Below are 17407 nucleotides of genomic sequence, written 5' to 3'. Positions count from 1 at the left end.
GCCGGTACGGGTCATCAGTCCGTCCGCAGGGTTCCGTGCCGGTACGGGTCATCAGCCCGTCCGCAAGGTCCCGTGCCGGTATCGGTCATCAGCCCGTCTGCGGGCGTCCGGCCGAAACCGGTCAGCGGAGCGGCAGTTTGACGCGCACCCGCCAGTCCCCCCGGTCCGGGCCCGTCTGTGCCCGGCCACCGAGCAGCGCCGCCCGCTCCCGTATCCCGCGCAGCCCGCTGCCCTGGCCCGGCCCCGGTGTCTCCGCCGTCAGCGGATTGCGGACCTCCAGTCCGAGGGAGCCGTCCGCGACCGCGATCCGCACCCGTACGGGCACCCCCTCCGCGTGCCGCAGCACATTGGTGAGCGACTCCTGGAGGATGCGGTAGCCCTCGCGGGACACCGGTCCCGGCACCTCCTCCAGCGGGCCGGACACCTCCGCGTCCACCTCGGCCCCCGAGGCACGCGCCGACTCCAGCAGCCGGTCGGCGTCGGTGAGCGTCGGGCGGCTGCCCACCGGGCGGTCGTGCTCGCGCAGGATCCCGAGCACCCGTTCCAGGTCCTCCAGCGCCGCCCGCCCCGTCTCCTCGATGGCACCGAGGGCCCGGTCCGTGAACTCCGCGTCGCCCGCGGCCCGCGCCGCGCTGGCCTGCACCACGGCCACCGTCAGCGCGTGACCGATGGAGTCGTGCAACTCGCGCGCGATGCGGGTGCGTTCGAGCAACTGCTCAGCGCGCTCCTCCAGGGCGGCGAGCCGCTCGGCGGCGGACGGGCCGAGCAGCCGCCGCGCGAGCACGGTGGCCAACTCGCCCAGGCCGAGGACGAGTCCGTACAGCGCGAGCAGAGGGAGCGGGACCAGCAGGGCGTACCACCAGTGCGGTGCGGCCTGATCGAGGAGCGGAACGTCGTCGTGAACGCCCCCGAACGTCGTCGCGCCCAGCTCGATCGTGAGGATCGGCAGCCAGACGCAGCCGAACGCGGCCGGCACCCCCAGCACCATCCGTGTCTCCAGCCAGAGGACCGTACGAAGCCGGTCCCGCCAGGCCGTCGCCGGAGTCACCGAGAACGCCGGATCCCGCTCGCCGGGCGTGAGCAGCAGCTGCGCCTGCACCCCTTCGCCCCTGCGCACCGCCGGGATCAGCCCCAGTGGCGGGAGCACCAGCGCCGGGACCCACGGCCGCGCCGGGTCGATGAACATCCAGACACTCTGGACCAGCACGGGCACCCACAGGTGCAGCAGCCGTGTGTACGTCGTCCCGCGGAGCAGCGGGCGCAGAAAGCGGGCCATTCCGTCATCGTGCCAGCCGCCACCGACGACGGACCTCCCCCGGGCGGGGGAGACGATCTCCACGCGCGGGGGAGGAACAGGACCCTCGTCGGACGCGAAGCTGGCCCCATGACCAGCATCGACATCCGAGACCTCACCAAGGAGTACGGCTCCCGGCGCGCCGTGGACCACGTCACGTTCAGCGTGCCGCCCGGTCGCGTCACCGGCTTCCTCGGCCCCAACGGCGCCGGGAAGTCCACCACCTTCCGCCTCGTTCTCGGCCTGGACCGCCCCACCTCCGGCACCGCCACGGTCGGCGGCCGGCCCTACACCGCGCTCGGCGAACCCCTGCGGCACGTGGGTGCCCTCCTCGACGCCGGGGCCGCGCACGGGTCACGCACCGCCCGGGACCACCTCATGTCCCTCGCCGTGAGCAACCGCATCCGCGTCCGCCGCGTGGACGAGGTCCTGGAGGAGACGGGACTCGCCTCCGTCGCACGGCGCCGCGTGAAGACGTACTCCCTGGGGATGCGCCAGCGCCTGGGCATCGCGGCCGCCCTCCTCGGTGACCCGCCCGTGGTGCTCCTCGACGAGCCGTCCAACGGCCTCGATCCCGAAGGGATCATCTGGATACGGGAGTTGCTGCGCCGCCTCGCTCACGAGGGCCGCGCCGTCCTCGTCTCCAGCCACCTCATGAACGAGACCGCGTCCTTCGCCGACCACCTGGTCGTTCTCGGGCGCGGGCGCCTGCTCGCCGACATCCCCCTGCGGGAGTTCATCGACGCGCGCGTGCAGCCCCGGGTCCGGGTCCGCACCACGGACGGCGAGGCGCTGAAGCACCTCCTCGACCGCCACGGCTACGACGCCGTCGACGGCGGGGACGGGGGGTGGACGGTGCACCACGCACGCGTGGAGGACATCGGCCGCCTCATGTCGGGCTCGGGCGTGCCCGTCCTCGAACTCGCCGCCGAGGAAGGCACGCTGGAACAGGCCTACCTCGACCTCACGGCATCGGAAGCCGAGTTCACCGCGTCCCCCGCGCAGCCCCAGGAGGCCTGACCCATGGCGTTCACATCCGTCCTGCACTCCGAGTGGATCAAGATCCGTACGCTGCGGTCGCTCATCGGCGCCCTGTGCGCGGTGCTCGTCGCCACCGTGGCCTTCTCCGCGCTCGCCGGACTCGACCCCGGGGAAACGGACTTCGACCCGCTGTTCACGGCGTTCTTCGGCGTGAGCTTCGGGCAGACCGCGGCGGTCGCGTTCGGCGCGACGGCCGTGTCGTCCGAGTTCCGGGGCGGCGCCCTGCGGGTCTCGCTGGCCGCCGTCCCGCACCGGGGGCGGTGGTTCGCGGCCAAGACCGTCGCGGTCGGCGCACCGGCCCTCGCCGCCGGCTTGGCCACGGGTCTCGCCGGCCTGGCCGTCGGCAAGGCGGTGCTCGGGGACCGGGCCGACGGGATCGGCTGGGCCGAGGGCCTGCGCGGTGTCCTGGGCTGCGGCGTCTACCTCGCGCTGATGGCCCTGTTCGCGGCCGGCCTGGCCGCGCTGCTGCGCAGCGGTGTCGCCACGCTGAGCGTCCTGGTGCCCTTCCTCCTCATCGTGTCGTTCGTGGTCGGTGACATGTCGGGGACGGTCGCCGACTTCCTTCCGGACAAGGCGGGGCAGGCGGTCCTCCACCAGATGCCCGACGGAGCCCTCGGCCCGTGGAGCGGCCTTGCCGTGACCGCGTGCTGGACGGCGGCCGCGCTGCTGGCGGGCGGGTGGAGCATCCGCCGCCGGGATGCCTGACGCCCCGCCACATGTCAGTGCGAGAAGGTTTACTGAATCCATGACCATCGCACGGCATCTGGCGACCATCGATCAGCTGCGCTCCCGGCCCTTCCCCGCGGAGTACGGCCGGTCGGACGTGGGCGACAGCGGTCCCGGCTACCACATGGCCGAGCTGAGTACGAGCGAGGACTTCGGGGAGGAGCCGGAGCGCCGTGAGGTCGTGGAGGAGCAGTACGACGCGGAGCGCGAGGCCCTGGCGTTACTGCTGAGCGAGCGTTGGGGCCGGCCGCAGGTGTTCAGTCTGAACTCGGTGTTCGTCAGGTCCACGGAGGACGGCGAGGAGATACCGGAACCCTGGGGTTCGCTCTCCAGCTCAGTGCCCGATGTCCATCTGTGGCATGCGGACGGCCAGTGGGTGGTGCTCGGTGTCTCCCAGTGGGACACCGAGCTGCCGTTCCAGCTGGTGGCGGTGATCACCGAGATAGACCCGCCGTAGGAAACGCGCTGTAGGTTCGCCGTGTCGTGGGGCTGCTCGCGGGAGTCCATGGCGTACTGGGCCGGCAGCCGTCCGCCGTGCCGGCCGGTCGGCAGGGACTCGGGCGCTACGAGTAGCTCAGCTGCTCCTGCCAGTCGACGCCGCGCCCTTCCGGCGTGAGATCGAACATGTTCCAGAGCGGCTCGAGGGTGCCCACGTGACGCGGGTCCTGGCCCGGCTCGCTGGGTGCGTAGAGCATCTCCGAGCCCCAGAAGTGGCGGATCTCGTCACCATCGCGGTGGAACACGTTCAGCATGGGCATCGCCCCGCCGCCCGCCGTCTCTGCCAGGTAGTCACGGCTGTAGGTGTTGCCGGCTGAGGACAGCAGGCGCAGCCGTCGCCAGCCGCGCTCCTCGGCGAACGTCTGCAGCCGTGAAAGCGGCGCCCTGGCCACGACAACGAAGTTGACGTGCGGGGAGACGTGCTCCACGGCGCCGTCCAGCTGATCGAGCAATGCCGTGCAGGAAGGACACGGTCCTTCCTCGAGCTTCAACTGCGCCGTGCGACCGCTCTTGGGGCCCGGCCGCTCGTCGCTGGGATAGCGCGGGAACATGTAGCTGTAAATGATCAAAGAGTCCTTGCCGGGCATGAAGAGCTGCGACAGCCTCACATCGGCAGGGGCTCCCTCAGGTCCCGTCCCCTGGAAGACATAGTCCTCCGGGACCGGCCCGCCGGGCGGCAGTGCACGTCTGGCAGCCGCCACCGCCTCGGTGGCACGGCGCAGTTCGAGCTCCTGCTCCAACAGCTGGTCGCGCGCCGCGCGGTACGCCGCCGACTCTCCTGGAAAGGTCACGTTCGACGCCCCTCGTGTCAGTTCGACCCCTTTGCAGCGTGCGGCATGAAGAGGTCGTCGACAAGGATGTCCGGTGTCGGGCGGGTCGCTGTGTCGTGTCCGCACCGTCGGGCGCGGACCCGATGCTCCGGACATGCCCCGTCGGACACCGCCCAGGGCGCACCCGCAGCCTATGGCGCGCCCGCGCCCCGGTCCGCGCCGCCGGCCGCCGCCGCCCTCAGCCGGCCGAACTCCTCAGCCATCGTCTGTGCCGTCCAGTGGGCATTGAGCCCGCTCGGGTTGGGCAGTGCCCAGATCCGGGTCCCGCCGATCGTCCGCTCCTGTGGGCCGATGCGCGCCGAGCGGTCGCCGAACGCCGTGCGGTACGCCGTGACCCCGGCGACAGCGAGCCAGCGCGGCCGTAGCCTCTCCACCTTCTCGGTGAGGATCCGGCCGCCCTCGTGGAACTCCTCGTCGCTGAGCTCATCGGCCCGGGCGGTCGCACGGGCCGCGACATTGGTGATGCCGAGCCCGTACGTCAGAAGTTCGTCCTGCTCGGACGGCTTCAACTGGCGTGGGGTGAAGCCCGACAGGTGCAGCACCGGCCAGAAGCGGTTTCCGGGCCGGGCGAAGTGGTGGCCCGTCACCGCCGACATCAGACCGGGGTTGATGCCGCAGAACAGGACGGACAGACCGTCCGCGATCACATCGGGGACGAGGCGATCGCGGGCGGCCTCCAGCTCGGCGGGGGTTTGGCGGGCCATCCCGATCACCCCGGTCAGAGGATGGACCCCGGCGTGTACGCGGCGGCCTCCGGGTGCTGCTTGGCGATCTCCTCGATCCGGGACACCACCGAGGCGACCTGCTCGCCCGCCGCGCCGGTGAAGGACAGCTTGTCCGCCATCAGGGCGTCGAGCTGGGCGCGGTCCAGCGGAATGCGGTCGTCGGCGGCGAGCTTGTCCAGCAGCTCGTTGCGCTCGGCGCCCTGCTCCCGCATCGCCAGCGCGGAGGCGACCGCGTTCTCCTTGATGGCCTCGTGGGCGACCTCGCGGCCCACGCCGGCGCGCACCGCGCCCATCAGCACCTTGGTGGTGGCGAGGAAGGGCAGGTAGCGGTCGAGTTCGCGGGCGACGACCGCGGGGAACGCGCCGAACTCGTCCAGCACCGTCAGGAACGTCTCCAGCAGACCGTCGAACGCGAAGAACGCGTCCGGGAGCGCGACCCGGCGCACGACCGAGCAGGAGACGTCGCCCTCGTTCCACTGGTCGCCCGCCAGCTCACCGGTCATCGAGGCATAGCCGCGCAGGATCACCATGAGGCCGTTGACGCGCTCGCAGGAGCGGGTGTTCATCTTGTGCGGCATCGCCGACGAGCCGACCTGGCCGGGCTTGAAGCCCTCGGTGACCAGCTCGTGACCGGCCATCAGCCGGATCGTCTTCGCCAGCGAGGACGGTGCGGCGGCGAGCTGCACCAGCGCCGTGACGACGTCGTAGTCCAGCGAGCGCGGGTAGACCTGACCGACGGACGTGAAGGCGTGCGCGAAGCCCAGGTGGCCCGCGATGCGCTGCTCCAGCTCGGCGAGCTTGGCGGCGTCCCCGCCGAGCAGGTCGAGCATGTCCTGGGCGGTGCCGACCGGGCCCTTGATGCCGCGCAGCGGGTAGCGGCCGAGCAGCTCCTCCAGCCGGGCGTACGCGACCAGCAGCTCGTCCGCGGTCGTCGCGAACCGCTTGCCGAGCGTCGTGGCCTGCGCCGCGACATTGTGCGAGCGGCCGGCCATCACCAGCTCCGCGTACTCCCCGGACAGCTTCCCGAGACGGGCCAGCACGGCGACCGTCCGGTCCCGCATAAGCTCCAGCGAGAGGCGGATCTGCAACTGCTCGACGTTCTCGGTGAGGTCGCGGGAGGTCATGCCCTTGTGCACGTGCTCATGACCGGCGAGGGCGTTGAACTCCTCGATACGCGCCTTCACATCGTGCCGGGTGACCTTCTCGCGCTCCGCGATGGAGGCGAGGTCGACCTGGTCGAGGACCCGCTCGTAATCGGCGAGGGCGGCGTCGGGCACCTCGATCCCGAGGTCCTTCTGGGCACGCAGCACGGCCAGCCAGAGCTGACGCTCCAGCTTCACCTTCTGCTCGGGAGACCACAGGACGGCGAGCTCCGCGGAGGCGTAGCGGCCGGCCAGGACGTTGGGGATGCGAGGCTTTGCAGTCACGTGTACGGATTCTACTGGCGGTTTACGCAGGCCAGCGCCCCGCCCCGATTTGTGGCTTGCTACGAGACCTGCGCGGCATACGAGACCGCACGAGACCGTACGAGACGGAGTCGCAGGGCGCCGCGATCCCGGCAAGATCCACCGGACATGTCCCAAGAGAGCCCTGAGAGAGCCCTGAGAGAGCCCTGAAAGAGCCCTAGGAGAGCTCGCCGTCGAGCGGAGTCCCGGCCGTGGCCTCGTACGGCAGCAGTTCGGGCCGCTTCGCCTGCCTGCCGTCTCCCGACGATCGCCCGGTGAGCCGCCGCCCGATCCACGGCGCCAGATGCTGCCGGGCGAACCGCACATCGGCCGTCCGCCGTTGGGTCCAGCCCGGGCGCACCGCCGGCGGCAGCGGCGCCCGCCAGTCCTCCTCGGCGGCGAGGCCCAGTGTCTGCCACACGGCCTCGGCGACCCTGCGATGTCCCTCGGCGGTCAGGTGCAGCCGGTCCACGTCCCACAGACGCTGGTCCCCGAGCACCTCGGCGCCCCACAGGTCCACCACCAGCGCGCCGTGGCGCGCCGCCAGGGTGTCGATGTGGCCGAAGAGCTCCTCCATGCGGGGACGGAACCGCTCCATGACCGGACCCTGGCGCCCGGGACTGCGCATCAGTACCAGCTGCCCGCACGCCGGAGCCAGCCGTTCCACGGCCTCCTCCAGCAGCCCCCGTACCCGCCCCATGTCGCACTTGGGGCGAAGGGTGTCGTTGAGCCCGCCGACGAGCGTCACCACGTCCGCCTTCATCGCCGCGGCGCGGTCCACCTGCTCCTCGACGATCTGCCCGATGAGCTTGCCGCGCACGGCGAGATTCGCGTACCGGAAACCGGGCGCGCGGCCCGCGAGACGCGCGGCGAGGACATCGGCCCAGCCCCGGTACGAGCCGTCGGGCTGCAGGTCGGACATGCCCTCGGTGAACGAGTCGCCGACCGCGACAAGACTGGTGTAGCTGGCATTCATTGTCATGACCGTGCGATCATACCGGTCGGTATGCACGTGGGGCCGTCCGGGTGCCCAGGGTGGCGCGACCCTCGTCGCCGCCGCCGTTTCTGGGTATGTCCAGTACATGACTAACTTATGGAGCGGTGCCTTCTGGGCCGCAACCGCAGAGCGTGCCATCCGTACCTTCGCGCAGTCGCTCGCCGCGGTCCTGGTGGCCGGGGCGACCAGCCTCTTCGACGTCGACTGGCCCGCGGCCCTCGCGACGGCGGGCCTTGCCGCCCTCCTCGCCGTTCTCACGGCGCTGGGCGCCTCGGGGCTGGGCCGGAGGGGGCCCGGCATCACCGAGACCACCGACAGACCGGCCACGGCGGCACCGCCGCCGGCGCCGTCGCCTCAGCGGCCCTGACCGGGCGGCCCGACCAGCTCCCGCAGTACGTCCTCCATCGTCACCAGGCCGGCCAGCCCGCCGTTCTCGTCCAGCACCGCCGCGAGATGGGTGCGGCTGCGCCGCATCGCCGTGAGCACGTCGTCGAGCGGGGTCGCGGCCCGCACGCGGGCGATGGGCCGCATCGCCGAGACCGGGAACGGCATGTCGCGCGGAATGTCGTCCAGGGCATCCTTCACATGCAGATAGCCGAGGATCTGCCGGTTGCTGTCGACGACGGGGAAACGGGAGAAGCCGGACTCCGCCGCCAGCCGCTCCAGGTCCTCGGGCGTGGCGCCGACCTGGGTGGACACCACCCGCTCCACCGGCATCACCACATCGGCGACCGGCCGGCGCCCCAGCTCCAGGGCGTCGCGCAGCCGCTCGGCCGCCCGGTCGTCCAGCAGACCGGCGTCTCCGGAGTCCCGGACCAGCCGGGCCAGTTCTGCGTCCGAGAAGGTCGCCGCCACCTCGTCCCTGGTCTCCACCCGCAGCAGCTTCAGCAGCGCGTTCGCGAAGGCGTTGATCGCGAAGATCACCGGGCGCAGTGCCCGGGCCAGCGTCACCAGCGGTGGACCCAGCAGCAGCGCGGCCCGCGTCGGTTCGGCCAGCGCGATGTTCTTCGGCACCATCTCGCCGAGCAGCATGTGCAGGTAGGTGGCGACGGAGAGCGCGATCACGAACGAGATCGGGTGGACCAGGCCGTGCGGCACACCGACGGCGTCGAAGACGGGTGTCAGGAGGTGAGCGATGGCCGGTTCCGCGACCACCCCCAGTACCAGCGTGCACAACGTGATGCCGAGCTGTGCCGCGGCGAGCAGCGCCGAGACGTGTTCCAGACCCCAGATGACGCTGCGCGCCCGCCGGTTCCCGGCTTCCGCCTCCGGCTCGATCTGGCTGCGTCGCACGGAGATCAGGGCGAACTCCGCGCCGACGAAGAAGGCATTGACGACGAGTGTCAGAAAGCCGATGAAGAGCTGGATCGCGGTCATCGCGCCGTCCTCTCCTCGTCGGGGCCGTCCGACGGCAGCGGCGCGTGCATCAGCACCCGCGCCGCACGCCGCCCGGAGGCGTCCACGACGTCGAGCCGCCAGCCGGACAGCTCGATGCTGTCCCCGACGGCCGGAATCCGGCCGAGTGCGGTGGCCAGCAGCCCGGCGAGGGTCTCGTACGGTCCTTCGGGCACCCGCAGCCCGATGGTTTCCAGCTGGTCGGTACGGGCGGCCCCGTCGGCCGACCACAGGGCGCGGCCGTCCGCGTCCTCGCCGGCCCTCGCGAGGTCCGGCGTCTCATGCGGATCGTGCTCGTCGCGGACCTCGCCGACGACCTCCTCGACGATGTCCTCCAGCGTCACGACCCCGGCCGTGCCGCCGTACTCGTCGATCACCACGGCCATCGTCCGCTTCCCGGACAGCCGGTCCAGCAGCCGGTCCACTGTTAGGGTCTCCGGTACGAGCAGCGGCTCGCGCAGCAGCTCGGCCACCGGGTGGCGCGGCCGATGCCCGGCCGGGACAGCCAGCACGTCCTTGATGTGGGCGATTCCGATGACGGTGTCGAGGCTGCCGCGGTAGACGGGGAAGCGCGACAGACCGGTGGCTCGCGTGGCGTTGGCGACGTCCTCGGCGGTCGCCTGCACCTCGAGGGCCGTGACCTGGACGCGTGGCGTCATCACGTTCTCCGCGGTCAGCTCGGCCAGACTCAGGGTGCGGACGAACAGCTCGGCGGTGTCCGCCTCCAGCGCGCCCTGCTTGGCGGAGTGCCGGGCCAGGGCGACGAGCTCCTGCGGGCTGCGCGCCGAAGCCAGCTCCTCGGTCGGCTCCAGGCCGAGCCGGAGCAGGATGCGGTTGGCCGTGTTGTTCAGATGACCGATCAGCGGGCGGAACGCCGCCGAGAAGACCCGCTGCGGGGGCGCGACCACCTTGGCGATGGCGAGCGGCGACGAGATCGCCCAGTTCTTGGGGACGAGCTCGCCGACGACCATCAGCGCGATCGTCGACAGACCCGTACCGATGACGAGGGCCAGGGACGAGGCGGCCGAAGGCGCGAAGCCGAGCGCCTCGAGCGGCCCGCTGATCAGCTTGGCGATGGACGGCTCGGCGAGCATGCCGACGACCAGATTGGTGACCGTGATGCCGAGCTGGGCGCCCGAGAGCTGGAAGGTGAGTTCCCGGACCGCCGTCAGCGCGCTCGCCGCGCCGCGCTCGCCCCGCTCCACCGCTCGTTCGAGGTCGGAGCGCTCGACCGTCGTGAGCGAGAACTCCGCCGCGACGAAGCCCCCACAGGCGAGGCAGAGCAACACCGCAACGACGAGAAGCAGCACCTCGGTCATCGGTTCACCTCCGTCCCATGGTCGGCCAGGGGGAGGAGGACCGCGCGATATCTGCTACTGGGAGGCTCGCCCATGGGCGGACGCTCACACCTTTCGTTCAATTCTGAAGCTGTCGAGGGGAGCATCCATGGTAAAGGACGGGCAAAGTCGTGGCCCAATCGCGCGGATCGGCCCGGCCGTCTCGGCTCTCCCGGATCGTGCCGGCTGTCCCAGCCGTCCCGGTGCACGGATACCCGGCTGCTCAGCCGCGCGTGCGGGGGACCTCACTCGGCGAGTGGCTTCACCCAACGGCTCCACTGAGGCTCGGGGGCGTAGCCGGCCGCTCGCCATGCGTGGTGCGCCGACGCGTTCCGGTCCAGCACCATCGCGTCCCCGCGCCGCCCGCCCAGGCGTACGAAACGCTCCTCCGCCGCCGAGAGGAGCGCCCTGCCGACGCCGCGCCGCCGGTGGTCCGGGTGGACCGCGAGCCGGTACAGATGGCAGCGCCAGCCGTCGAACCCCGCGATCACCGTGCCCACCAGCTCACCGTCGTGCTCCGCGAGGATCAGCGCCTGCGGATCGCGGACGACGAGCCGCTCGACGCCCTCCGGGTCGTCGCTGATGCTGGTGCCTTCCGCGGCCACCTTCCAGAAGGCGAGCACGATGCCGAGGTCGGCCGGCGACGCGGCCCGTATCCGAAGATCAGTCATGGCTGCCATCCGACCACCGAGGGGCCGCGGCGGTCGACCGGATTCCACGATGCGGTCCGTGCCCGGCGGTACGGTCCGTGCCCAGTCGCCCCGCAGCTCCTCGATCACCTGGCCGAACGTCTCCATCCAGGGGTCGAGCACAGCGAGGTACGAGAAGCCGTAGCGCTCGCGCTGCTCCCTCATCTGGTCCGCGATCTGCTTCACGGTGCCGATGGCGAACAGCGGCAGCTCCAGCACCTGTTCCTCGGTGAGGTACGGGACCATCGGCAGCAACTCCGAAGCCGCGGCCCGGCGGTCGTCGGTGATCGTCGGGGCCTGTACGAGCAGGTTGAGCTCGGCGGGCGTCTCGCGGCCGGCCGCGAACGAGTGGTACGCAGCCACCCGCTCGTCCAGTTCCTCGGCGGTGAGCGCCACCATCGCGCCGTTCGCCACGCGGGCCCCGGTGAACGCGACGATGTCCGCGTGCTCGGCCGCCAGCCGCAGCACCCGGTCGCCTTTCGCGCCGATCAGCAGGGGAGGCCGGGGACGCTGCACCGCCCGAGGTACGTGCCCCTCGTCCGCGAGCAGCCGGCCGACCTCCTCGACCGTGCGGGCCAGGTGGTCGACCCTGCGGCCCGGCGGGAGGAACTCCAGGCCCGCGCGGTCGTGTTCCGCCCTCACATAGCCCGTGCCCAGCCCGATCTCCAGACGTCCGCCGGTCAGAGCGTCGGTGGTCGCGATCTCCCGGGCCAGCAGATGGGGGTTCCAGAACGCCGTGTTGAGGACGAACGTGCCCAGCCGCGGCCGCTCGGTTGCCTCGGCAGCGGCGATCAGCGCGGGAAACGGCGCCACCATGCCGAGATGGTCGGGCACGAGGATGGTGTCGTAGCCGAGCTCCTCCGCCCGTCTGCACCGCTTGCGCCACTCCTTGCCCTCACCCGGCGTCACCATGTTCACCCCGAACCGGAACGGCCTGACCATCAGGAACCTCCTCAGAAGCTCGGCAAGTTCGGCAAGTTCGGCAAACTTGGCCTCGGCTACTCGTGCGCGATGGCGGCCAGCACGTTCATGCGCGAGGCACGCAGCGCGGGAAACACCGCCGCGGCCAGACCCACCACCACGGACCCGACGACGACCGCCACCACCGTCGCCCACGGCACGGCGAACTCGGTCATCCCCTCCAGTTGCAGCACCTGCTGCACCGCCACTCCCCACACCATGCCCAGTGCGAGCCCGAGCAGCGCCCCGAAAACGGCGATCACGACCGACTCCAGCCTGATCATGCGACGCAGCTGTACCCGAGAGAGCCCGATCGCCCGCAGCAGCCCGATCTCCCGGGTCCGCTCCACCACCGAGAGCGCCAGCGTGTTCACCACACCCAGCACGGCGATGACGATCGCCAGGCCCAGCAGCGCGTACACCAGATAGAGCAGTACGGCGATCTGCTGCCGTACCAGCTCCTTGTAGTCGGCCTGATCCCTCACCTGCACCTGCACCTGCGGATACGGATCGAGCGCCTGCTCCAGCCCGGCGCGCAGTTCGTCCGGAGCGGTGCCGCTCGCGGCGTTGACGTACACCGCGCTCTCCTGACCGCCCGGCACATGGCGGTCCAAGGTGGCAAGACCCATGAACAGTCCGCCCCGCATCCCGGGACCGGCCGCCTGGTCCATGTCCGTCAGGGCGCCGACCGTCAGCCGGGCCTGCCGCCCGCCGGGGAACTCGACCGGCAGCACCGCCCCGGTCCGCACCCCGTGCTCCGCGGCGAAGTCCCGGTCCATGCCCATCGCGTCCCGCGCCAGCGCGGCCGCCGTGTCCCCGCTCGCGTAGCCGACGTTGGCGGCCTCGTCCAGCTCCGGGTCGTACCCGGCGGCCGTCGACTCGATCCGCGTGCCGTCCGGAAGGGTCAGCGCCAGCGGAGTGAACCGCTGCCGAACGACCGTGCCCGCACCCTCCACGTTCCGCACCTTCGCGGTGATCTCCCGCGGGAACGGCTGGAAGTTGGCGTTCTGTACGACGAAGTCGGCGCCCAGCGTGCGGTCGATCTGGCGGTCGAAGGACTTGGTCATCGAGGCGCTCGCCACCGAGAGACCGGTCACCAGCGCCAGCCCGATCATCAGCGCCGCGGCCGTCGCGCCCGTACGCCGCGGATTGCGCAGCGCGTTGCGCCGGCTCATCCTTCCGACCGGGCCGAACAGCCTGGGGAACGCCCCGCCCAGCACCCGGATCACCGGCCGCACCAGCAGCGGACCGGCCACCACCGCGGCGATCAGCGTCAGCACCACCCCCAGCGCCAGCAGCGAGGACGCGGTCGCCGTCCGCCCGTTCGCCGCACACCCCGCGAACGCGGCGAAGCCGAGCGCCCCGATCACCGAACCCGCGATCGCCCGGATCCGCAGCGGCCGCCCCACACCGGCGACCTCGACATCCACGAGCGCCGCCATCGGTGACACCCGGGCCGCCCGCCGGGCCGGCAGATACGCGGCGACGAACGTGACCCCGAGCCCGACCACGTACGCGGCGGCCGGCGTCGCCACCCTCACCACCATCTCGGCGGCGCTCAGGGTCATCCCGAACAGGCCCATCAGCTCGATCAGCCCGGCCGCCAGGCCGATCCCGGCGGCCAGCCCGAGCGTCGCCCCGACGAGCCCCAGCAGCAGTGCCTCGGTGAGCACCGAGCGGCGCACCTGCCGGCGGTCCGCGCCCAGCGCCCTCAGCAGTCCCAGCTCACGGGTCCGCTGGGCGATCAGCATCGAGAAGGTGTTCACGATCAGGAAGATCCCGACGAGCACCGCGACCCCGGCGAAGCCCAGCATCACGTACTTGATCACGTCGAGGAATCCGCCGAGCTGCTCGGCGGCCGACTCGGCCTGCTCGTCCGCCGTCCTGAGGTCGTAGGCGCCGCCCAGCCGTTCGGCGATGCGCTGCTCGACGACCGCGTCCGGCACGCCCTCGGCCGCGTCGACGGAGATCGACGTGGCGGCGTCCGGCCTGCCCAGCAGTTCCCGCTGCGCGGTCGGAGTGTCGAGGAACACCAGCGCTGCGCCCGGGTTGGTCGTGGTGAACGTCGCGATCCCCACGATCCGGACGTCGAACGAACCCGGCTGGGCCAGGACGGTGAGCGTGTCCCCGATCCCCAGCTTCCTCTTGGCGGCCGTGTCCTCGTCGAGAAGGGCCTCGCCGGGACCACTGGGTGCACGTCCGCCGGTGAGTCTCACCGGACTGCGCTCGGTGACGTACCAGTTGGTGACGATCGTGGGCGCGCCGGTGGTCGGTCCCACGGCCTCATTGCGGTCGTCGACGACCGTGATGTTCTCGACTGCCGCGTCGACATGGGCGTCGGCGACGCCGTCGACCGCGCGGATCCGTTCGGCGAGCGACGCCGGGACGGTACGGACCACCCCGGAGGGCACGTACTCGTCGAGGCCCTCCTTGGCGGAGACCGTCACATCCGCCGAGGTCGAGGCGAACAGCCGGTCGAACGTACGGGACACCGTGTCCGAGAAGATCAGCGATCCGCTGACGAACGCCACGGACAGGATGACCGCGAGGGCCGACAGCAGCAGCCGGCCCTTGTGGGCGAAGAAGCTCCGCAGGGTCGCCTTGAGCACGGGCCCGCCCTCAGCTCTTGCCCACGGTGTCGAAGCGCTTGAGGCGTTCCAGCACCGCCTCGGCGGTCGGCTCCCGCATCACGTCCACGATGCGCCCGTCGGCGAGGAAGAGAACCAGATCGGCGTGGCCGGCCGCGCCCGGGTCGTGGGTCACCATCACCACCGTCTGCTCCAGCCGGTCGACCGCCTCACGCAGGAAGGAGAGCACCTCGGCGCCGGCCCGGGAATCCAGATTGCCCGTCGGTTCGTCGGCGAAGATCAGCTCGGGGCGGGAGGCGAGGGCCCGGGCGCAGGCAACACGTTGCTGCTGGCCGCCGGAGAGCTGCTCGGGCCGGTGCTTCAGCCGGTCCCGGAGCCCGAGCGTGTCGATGACGAGATCCACCCACTCCCGGTCGGGTCTGCGCCCGGCGATGTCCATCGGCAGCGTGATGTTCTCGGCGGCCGTGAGCGTCGGGAGCAGATTGAAGGCCTGGAACATGAAGCCGATACGGTCCCGGCGCAGGCGTGTCAGCTCACGATCCCCGAGCCCGGTGATCTCGGTGTCGCCGAGCCAGACCTGCCCCGTCGAAACCGTGTCGAGACCGGCCAGACAGTGCATCAGCGTGGACTTGCCCGAGCCGGACGGGCCCATCACGGCCGTGAACCGCCCCCGCGCGATGTCCACGTCCACCGCGTCCAGCGCGAGGACCGCCGTCTCGCCCGTCCCGTACGCCTTGGTGAGGCCGCGCGCCCGCGCGGCGAGCGGCGCATCCGCGGGCAGTTCCTGGGCGGGCGCTGTGGCAGGTGTGGACAAGACTGCCTCCCGGGTCGTGGGCATCGACGGCTCCCGTACCCCTGAGCGTACGGGCTCCTCCGGGCCTTGTCGGTGCTAGCGTCGCCGCGCTAGCTTGAAGGTGTGGCGAAGACTCAGCTGAACGTGCGCGTGGACGAGACCACCGCCGAGGCCGCGCGCCGGCGGGCACACCAGCGTGGTCTGAGCGTGAACCGCTACATCGAGGAGCTCGTCAAGCAGGACGCGGGCGAGGTGGGCCGCACCTTCGTCGAGGCCGCCGCCGACTTCATGAAGCAGTACGAGTCGGTGTTCGCCGAGGAGTTCGGGGCGGTGGCCGGCACGACCGGCGCCGAACGCGCGGACAAGCAAGGCAAGCAGGCAGAGCGAGGGGGCCAGGGCAAGCGCTGACTTCGCGCAGGTTCGTCTGCCGGGGCGCCCGTGCCTCGCGGAACCCCTGTGCGACCGCCTACCCCTGAGACAGCCGGCACCCATGGACAACGACGAATCCGCTGAGACCCCGTCACATGGCAACATAAACCTGTCGATCGACCTCGCCTGGCTTCTCATGGTCGCCGAGCACAAGACGCCCGGCGATCCTCAGGTCACCGACTGGGGTGCACTGATCGCCGCCGTCAGCCGGCACGAAGCGGAGATATTCGGCACCCCGGTCTACGACGATCCGCACACCCGCGCCGCCTCCCTGCTGCAGCTCCTTCTGCACGTCCCCGCGCTCGAGCACTCCAACGCGATGTTCGCCTCGGCGGTCGCGTACGGCTATCTCGCCGCGTGCGGGCTGAAGCTCGTCACGTCGCCCGAACGTGTCCGCGACCTCGCCCGGCTGGTGAAGCAAGGCACGGCCGATGTCCGGGACATCGCCGGTGAACTGCGGCGATGGAGTCAGTGACGGTCCACGTGCGGCCGGCGCGCAACACCGAGCACACAGAAGGACGTGGGGAGTCGGGGGCCCTTCTCCGGTACCCGCAGCCGCCGGTACTCACCCGGTTGGAACCCGGCCGCCTCGATCGCGGCGAGCGGATCGCGGGCCGTGTGACAACCTCCGAAGAGCCGTGGCCACACCGTACGGTCCAGACCCCGCTGGACCCTGGCCATCGCTCCGCCAGGCGCCACCCCGTGCTCGAAGAACCGCAGCTCACCGCCGGGGCGCAGGACACGTCTGATCTCCGAGAGCGCGCGTGGCAGGTCCCGGACGCTGCACAGCACCAGGGACACGACCGCCGCGTCGAACGCCTCGCTCTTCACCGGAAGCGCCTCCGCGGCGCCCGGCACCACGTCGACGGGCACATCCGCGTGCCTGGCCGCCGTCACCGCCAATTGCCGCAGCGTGCGTTCCGGTTCGAGGGCGACCACCTCGGACACGGCGCCGGGGTAGTGCGTGAAGTTCAGCCCGTTGCCCGCGCCGATCTCGATGACCCGGCCGGACAGACCGGACAGCAGCTCCTCGCGGTGTGCGGCGATCCCGCCGCGGAGGTCGGCGGACACACTGAACCGGGCGTAGAAACGCGCGAAGACGGGATGGTGCACGGCGTCCCGGGGAACTCTGGAGCTGCGCAGCGGCATGGAGCCTCCTCCGACGTCCGGTGAACCGGTACGGATGGACGGATACCGTGATTGTCCCCCCGGACGGCCCGGGTCAGTCAGGCCCTGCGGCCGGCCGTGTCACCAGGCCTTGTCACTGCGCCGGTCACTGGGCTCCGGCACCGTGTCACCGGGCACCGTCACCATGTCACTCGGCCACGAAACAGAACTCGTTGCCCTCGGGATCCCGCATGACCTGGAACCGGCCCTGTGCATCGGTGACCACGTCCCCGACCAGACTCCCGCCGAGCCCCACCGCCTCGTCGGCCGCGGCCTCGATGCCGGTCACGTCCAGATCCAGGTGGAGCCGGTTCTTGACGGTCCTGCCCTCCGGCACGCGCTGAAAGGCGACGCGTACGAAACCGGGCGGATCGACGTACGCCCAGTCCTCGTTCCGCACCACCGGCTCGCCGCCGAGCAGCGCGGACCAGAACCGGGCGAGAGCCGCGGGCTCCGCGCAGTCGAAGACGATCTCCTGCACTCGTGCTCGCAT

The 17407-nt window shown here is 71.3% G+C and carries 18 protein-coding genes and 1 pseudogene; 6 read left to right on the top strand and 13 right to left on the bottom strand.

What is annotated here, in order from left to right:
• Positions 1-121 precede the first annotated feature (121 nt).
• Positions 122-1276: a sensor histidine kinase gene (locus AC0699_RS13445; protein ID WP_478659377.1), complete on the bottom strand. Its 1155-nt coding sequence runs from the start codon at positions 1274-1276 to the stop codon at positions 122-124.
• A gap of 108 nt (positions 1277-1384) precedes the next feature.
• On the opposite strand from AC0699_RS13445, the gene AC0699_RS13440 reads away from it, so the two are divergent.
• The 3 genes from AC0699_RS13440 to AC0699_RS13430 are packed head-to-tail and all read left to right on the top strand — an operon-like array spanning position 1385 to position 3518.
• Complete coding sequence (locus tag AC0699_RS13440) at positions 1385-2314, top strand: ABC transporter ATP-binding protein (protein ID WP_478659375.1); 930 nt, start codon at positions 1385-1387, stop codon at positions 2312-2314.
• A gap of 3 nt (positions 2315-2317) precedes the next feature.
• Positions 2318-3040 carry an ABC transporter permease gene (locus AC0699_RS13435; RefSeq protein ID WP_478659373.1) on the top strand — a complete coding sequence of 241 codons (723 nt, stop codon included), beginning with the start codon at positions 2318-2320 and terminating at the stop codon, positions 3038-3040.
• A 40-nt stretch (positions 3041-3080) separates the two neighbouring features.
• Positions 3081-3518: a hypothetical protein gene (locus tag AC0699_RS13430; protein ID WP_478659371.1), complete on the top strand. Its 438-nt coding sequence runs from the start codon at positions 3081-3083 to the stop codon at positions 3516-3518.
• A gap of 106 nt (positions 3519-3624) precedes the next feature.
• On the opposite strand, the gene AC0699_RS13425 is transcribed toward AC0699_RS13430, so the two are convergent.
• The 4 genes from AC0699_RS13425 to AC0699_RS13410 all read right to left on the bottom strand — a co-directional run bounded on the left by AC0699_RS13425 (position 3625) and on the right by AC0699_RS13410 (position 7541).
• Positions 3625-4350, bottom strand: a complete 726-nt coding sequence (locus AC0699_RS13425) for a DUF899 family protein (RefSeq protein WP_478659369.1) — start codon at positions 4348-4350, stop codon at positions 3625-3627.
• A 170-nt stretch (positions 4351-4520) separates the two neighbouring features.
• Entirely contained in the window at positions 4521-5093 is a 573-nt protein-coding gene (gene mug / locus AC0699_RS13420) for a G/U mismatch-specific DNA glycosylase (RefSeq protein ID WP_478659367.1), read from the bottom strand.
• Positions 5094-5107: 14 nt separating this feature from the next.
• Entirely contained in the window at positions 5108-6541 is a 1434-nt protein-coding gene (gene purB, locus AC0699_RS13415; RefSeq protein ID WP_478659365.1) for an adenylosuccinate lyase, read from the bottom strand.
• 196 nt (positions 6542-6737) lie between these two features.
• A complete protein-coding gene (locus AC0699_RS13410) occupies positions 6738-7541 on the bottom strand; it encodes an SGNH/GDSL hydrolase family protein (RefSeq protein ID WP_478659363.1) in 804 nt (267 codons plus the stop codon).
• A gap of 100 nt (positions 7542-7641) precedes the next feature.
• On the opposite strand from AC0699_RS13410, the gene AC0699_RS13405 reads away from it, so the two are divergent.
• Positions 7642-7923 carry a holin gene (locus AC0699_RS13405; protein WP_478659361.1) on the top strand — a complete coding sequence of 94 codons (282 nt, stop codon included), beginning with the start codon at positions 7642-7644 and terminating at the stop codon, positions 7921-7923.
• Here the strand turns inward: AC0699_RS13405 and AC0699_RS13400 are convergent.
• The 6 genes and pseudogenes from AC0699_RS13400 to AC0699_RS13375 all read right to left on the bottom strand — a co-directional run bounded on the left by AC0699_RS13400 (position 7911) and on the right by AC0699_RS13375 (position 15339).
• Positions 7911-8933 (bottom strand): hemolysin family protein, encoded by a 1023-nt coding sequence (locus AC0699_RS13400; RefSeq protein ID WP_478659359.1) that lies wholly within the window; start codon positions 8931-8933, stop codon positions 7911-7913. The two genes, AC0699_RS13405 and AC0699_RS13400, sit on opposite strands and share 13 nt — an antisense overlap.
• On the bottom strand, positions 8930-10270 hold the full coding sequence (locus AC0699_RS13395; protein WP_478659357.1) for a hemolysin family protein: 1341 nt from the start codon (positions 10268-10270) through the stop codon (positions 8930-8932). Before AC0699_RS13395 ends, AC0699_RS13400 begins: the two co-directional genes overlap by 4 nt.
• A 263-nt stretch (positions 10271-10533) precedes the next feature.
• On the bottom strand, positions 10534-10959 hold the full coding sequence (locus AC0699_RS13390) for a GNAT family N-acetyltransferase (protein WP_478659562.1): 426 nt from the start codon (positions 10957-10959) through the stop codon (positions 10534-10536).
• 87 nt (positions 10960-11046) lie between these two features.
• Positions 11047-11919, bottom strand: a pseudogene (locus tag AC0699_RS13385) (LLM class F420-dependent oxidoreductase); the annotation flags it as partial.
• Between the two features lie 56 nt (positions 11920-11975).
• Positions 11976-14546, bottom strand: coding sequence for an ABC transporter permease (locus AC0699_RS13380; RefSeq protein WP_478659355.1), 2571 nt, complete (start codon positions 14544-14546; stop codon positions 11976-11978).
• Positions 14547-14556: 10 nt separating this feature from the next.
• Positions 14557-15339, bottom strand: a complete 783-nt coding sequence (locus tag AC0699_RS13375; protein WP_478659353.1) for an ABC transporter ATP-binding protein — start codon at positions 15337-15339, stop codon at positions 14557-14559.
• 102 nt (positions 15340-15441) lie between these two features.
• On the opposite strand from AC0699_RS13375, the gene AC0699_RS13370 reads away from it, so the two are divergent.
• The gene (locus tag AC0699_RS13370) at positions 15442-15726 is read left to right on the top strand and encodes an antitoxin (RefSeq protein WP_478659351.1); all 285 of its coding nucleotides are present in this window, start codon (positions 15442-15444) and stop codon (positions 15724-15726) included.
• A gap of 124 nt (positions 15727-15850) precedes the next feature.
• Positions 15851-16222, top strand: coding sequence for a fic family toxin-antitoxin system, toxin component (locus AC0699_RS13365; RefSeq protein ID WP_478659560.1), 372 nt, complete (start codon positions 15851-15853; stop codon positions 16220-16222).
• Here AC0699_RS13365 and AC0699_RS13360 read toward each other — a convergent pair.
• Positions 16216-16896 (bottom strand): class I SAM-dependent methyltransferase, encoded by a 681-nt coding sequence (locus AC0699_RS13360; RefSeq protein WP_478659349.1) that lies wholly within the window; start codon positions 16894-16896, stop codon positions 16216-16218. The two genes, AC0699_RS13365 and AC0699_RS13360, sit on opposite strands and share 7 nt — an antisense overlap.
• Before the next feature lie 166 nt (positions 16897-17062).
• Complete coding sequence (locus AC0699_RS13355) at positions 17063-17407, bottom strand: VOC family protein (RefSeq protein WP_478659347.1); 345 nt, start codon at positions 17405-17407, stop codon at positions 17063-17065.

It is taken from the genome of Streptomyces sp. NPDC043870 (assembly GCF_056435785.1).
This window is presented reverse-complemented; position numbering and strand designations above follow the sequence as displayed.

Coding starts and splice junctions, on each gene's coding strand:
- AC0699_RS13445 (WP_478659377.1), bottom strand. CDS start 1,276: ATGGCCCGCTTTCTGCGCCCGCTGCTCCGCGGGACGACGTACACACGG.
- AC0699_RS13440 (WP_478659375.1), top strand. CDS start 1,385: ATGACCAGCATCGACATCCGAGACCTCACCAAGGAGTACGGCTCCCGG.
- AC0699_RS13435 (WP_478659373.1), top strand. CDS start 2,318: ATGGCGTTCACATCCGTCCTGCACTCCGAGTGGATCAAGATCCGTACG.
- AC0699_RS13430 (WP_478659371.1), top strand. CDS start 3,081: ATGACCATCGCACGGCATCTGGCGACCATCGATCAGCTGCGCTCCCGG.
- mug (WP_478659367.1), bottom strand. CDS start 5,093: ATGGCCCGCCAAACCCCCGCCGAGCTGGAGGCCGCCCGCGATCGCCTC.
- AC0699_RS13410 (WP_478659363.1), bottom strand. CDS start 7,541: ATGACAATGAATGCCAGCTACACCAGTCTTGTCGCGGTCGGCGACTCG.
- AC0699_RS13405 (WP_478659361.1), top strand. CDS start 7,642: ATGACTAACTTATGGAGCGGTGCCTTCTGGGCCGCAACCGCAGAGCGT.
- AC0699_RS13400 (WP_478659359.1), bottom strand. CDS start 8,933: ATGACCGCGATCCAGCTCTTCATCGGCTTTCTGACACTCGTCGTCAAT.
- AC0699_RS13395 (WP_478659357.1), bottom strand. CDS start 10,270: ATGACCGAGGTGCTGCTTCTCGTCGTTGCGGTGTTGCTCTGCCTCGCC.
- AC0699_RS13390 (WP_478659562.1), bottom strand. CDS start 10,959: ATGACTGATCTTCGGATACGGGCCGCGTCGCCGGCCGACCTCGGCATC.
- AC0699_RS13360 (WP_478659349.1), bottom strand. CDS start 16,896: ATGCCGCTGCGCAGCTCCAGAGTTCCCCGGGACGCCGTGCACCATCCC.
- AC0699_RS13355 (WP_478659347.1), bottom strand. CDS start 17,407: ATGCGAGCACGAGTGCAGGAGATCGTCTTCGACTGCGCGGAGCCCGCG.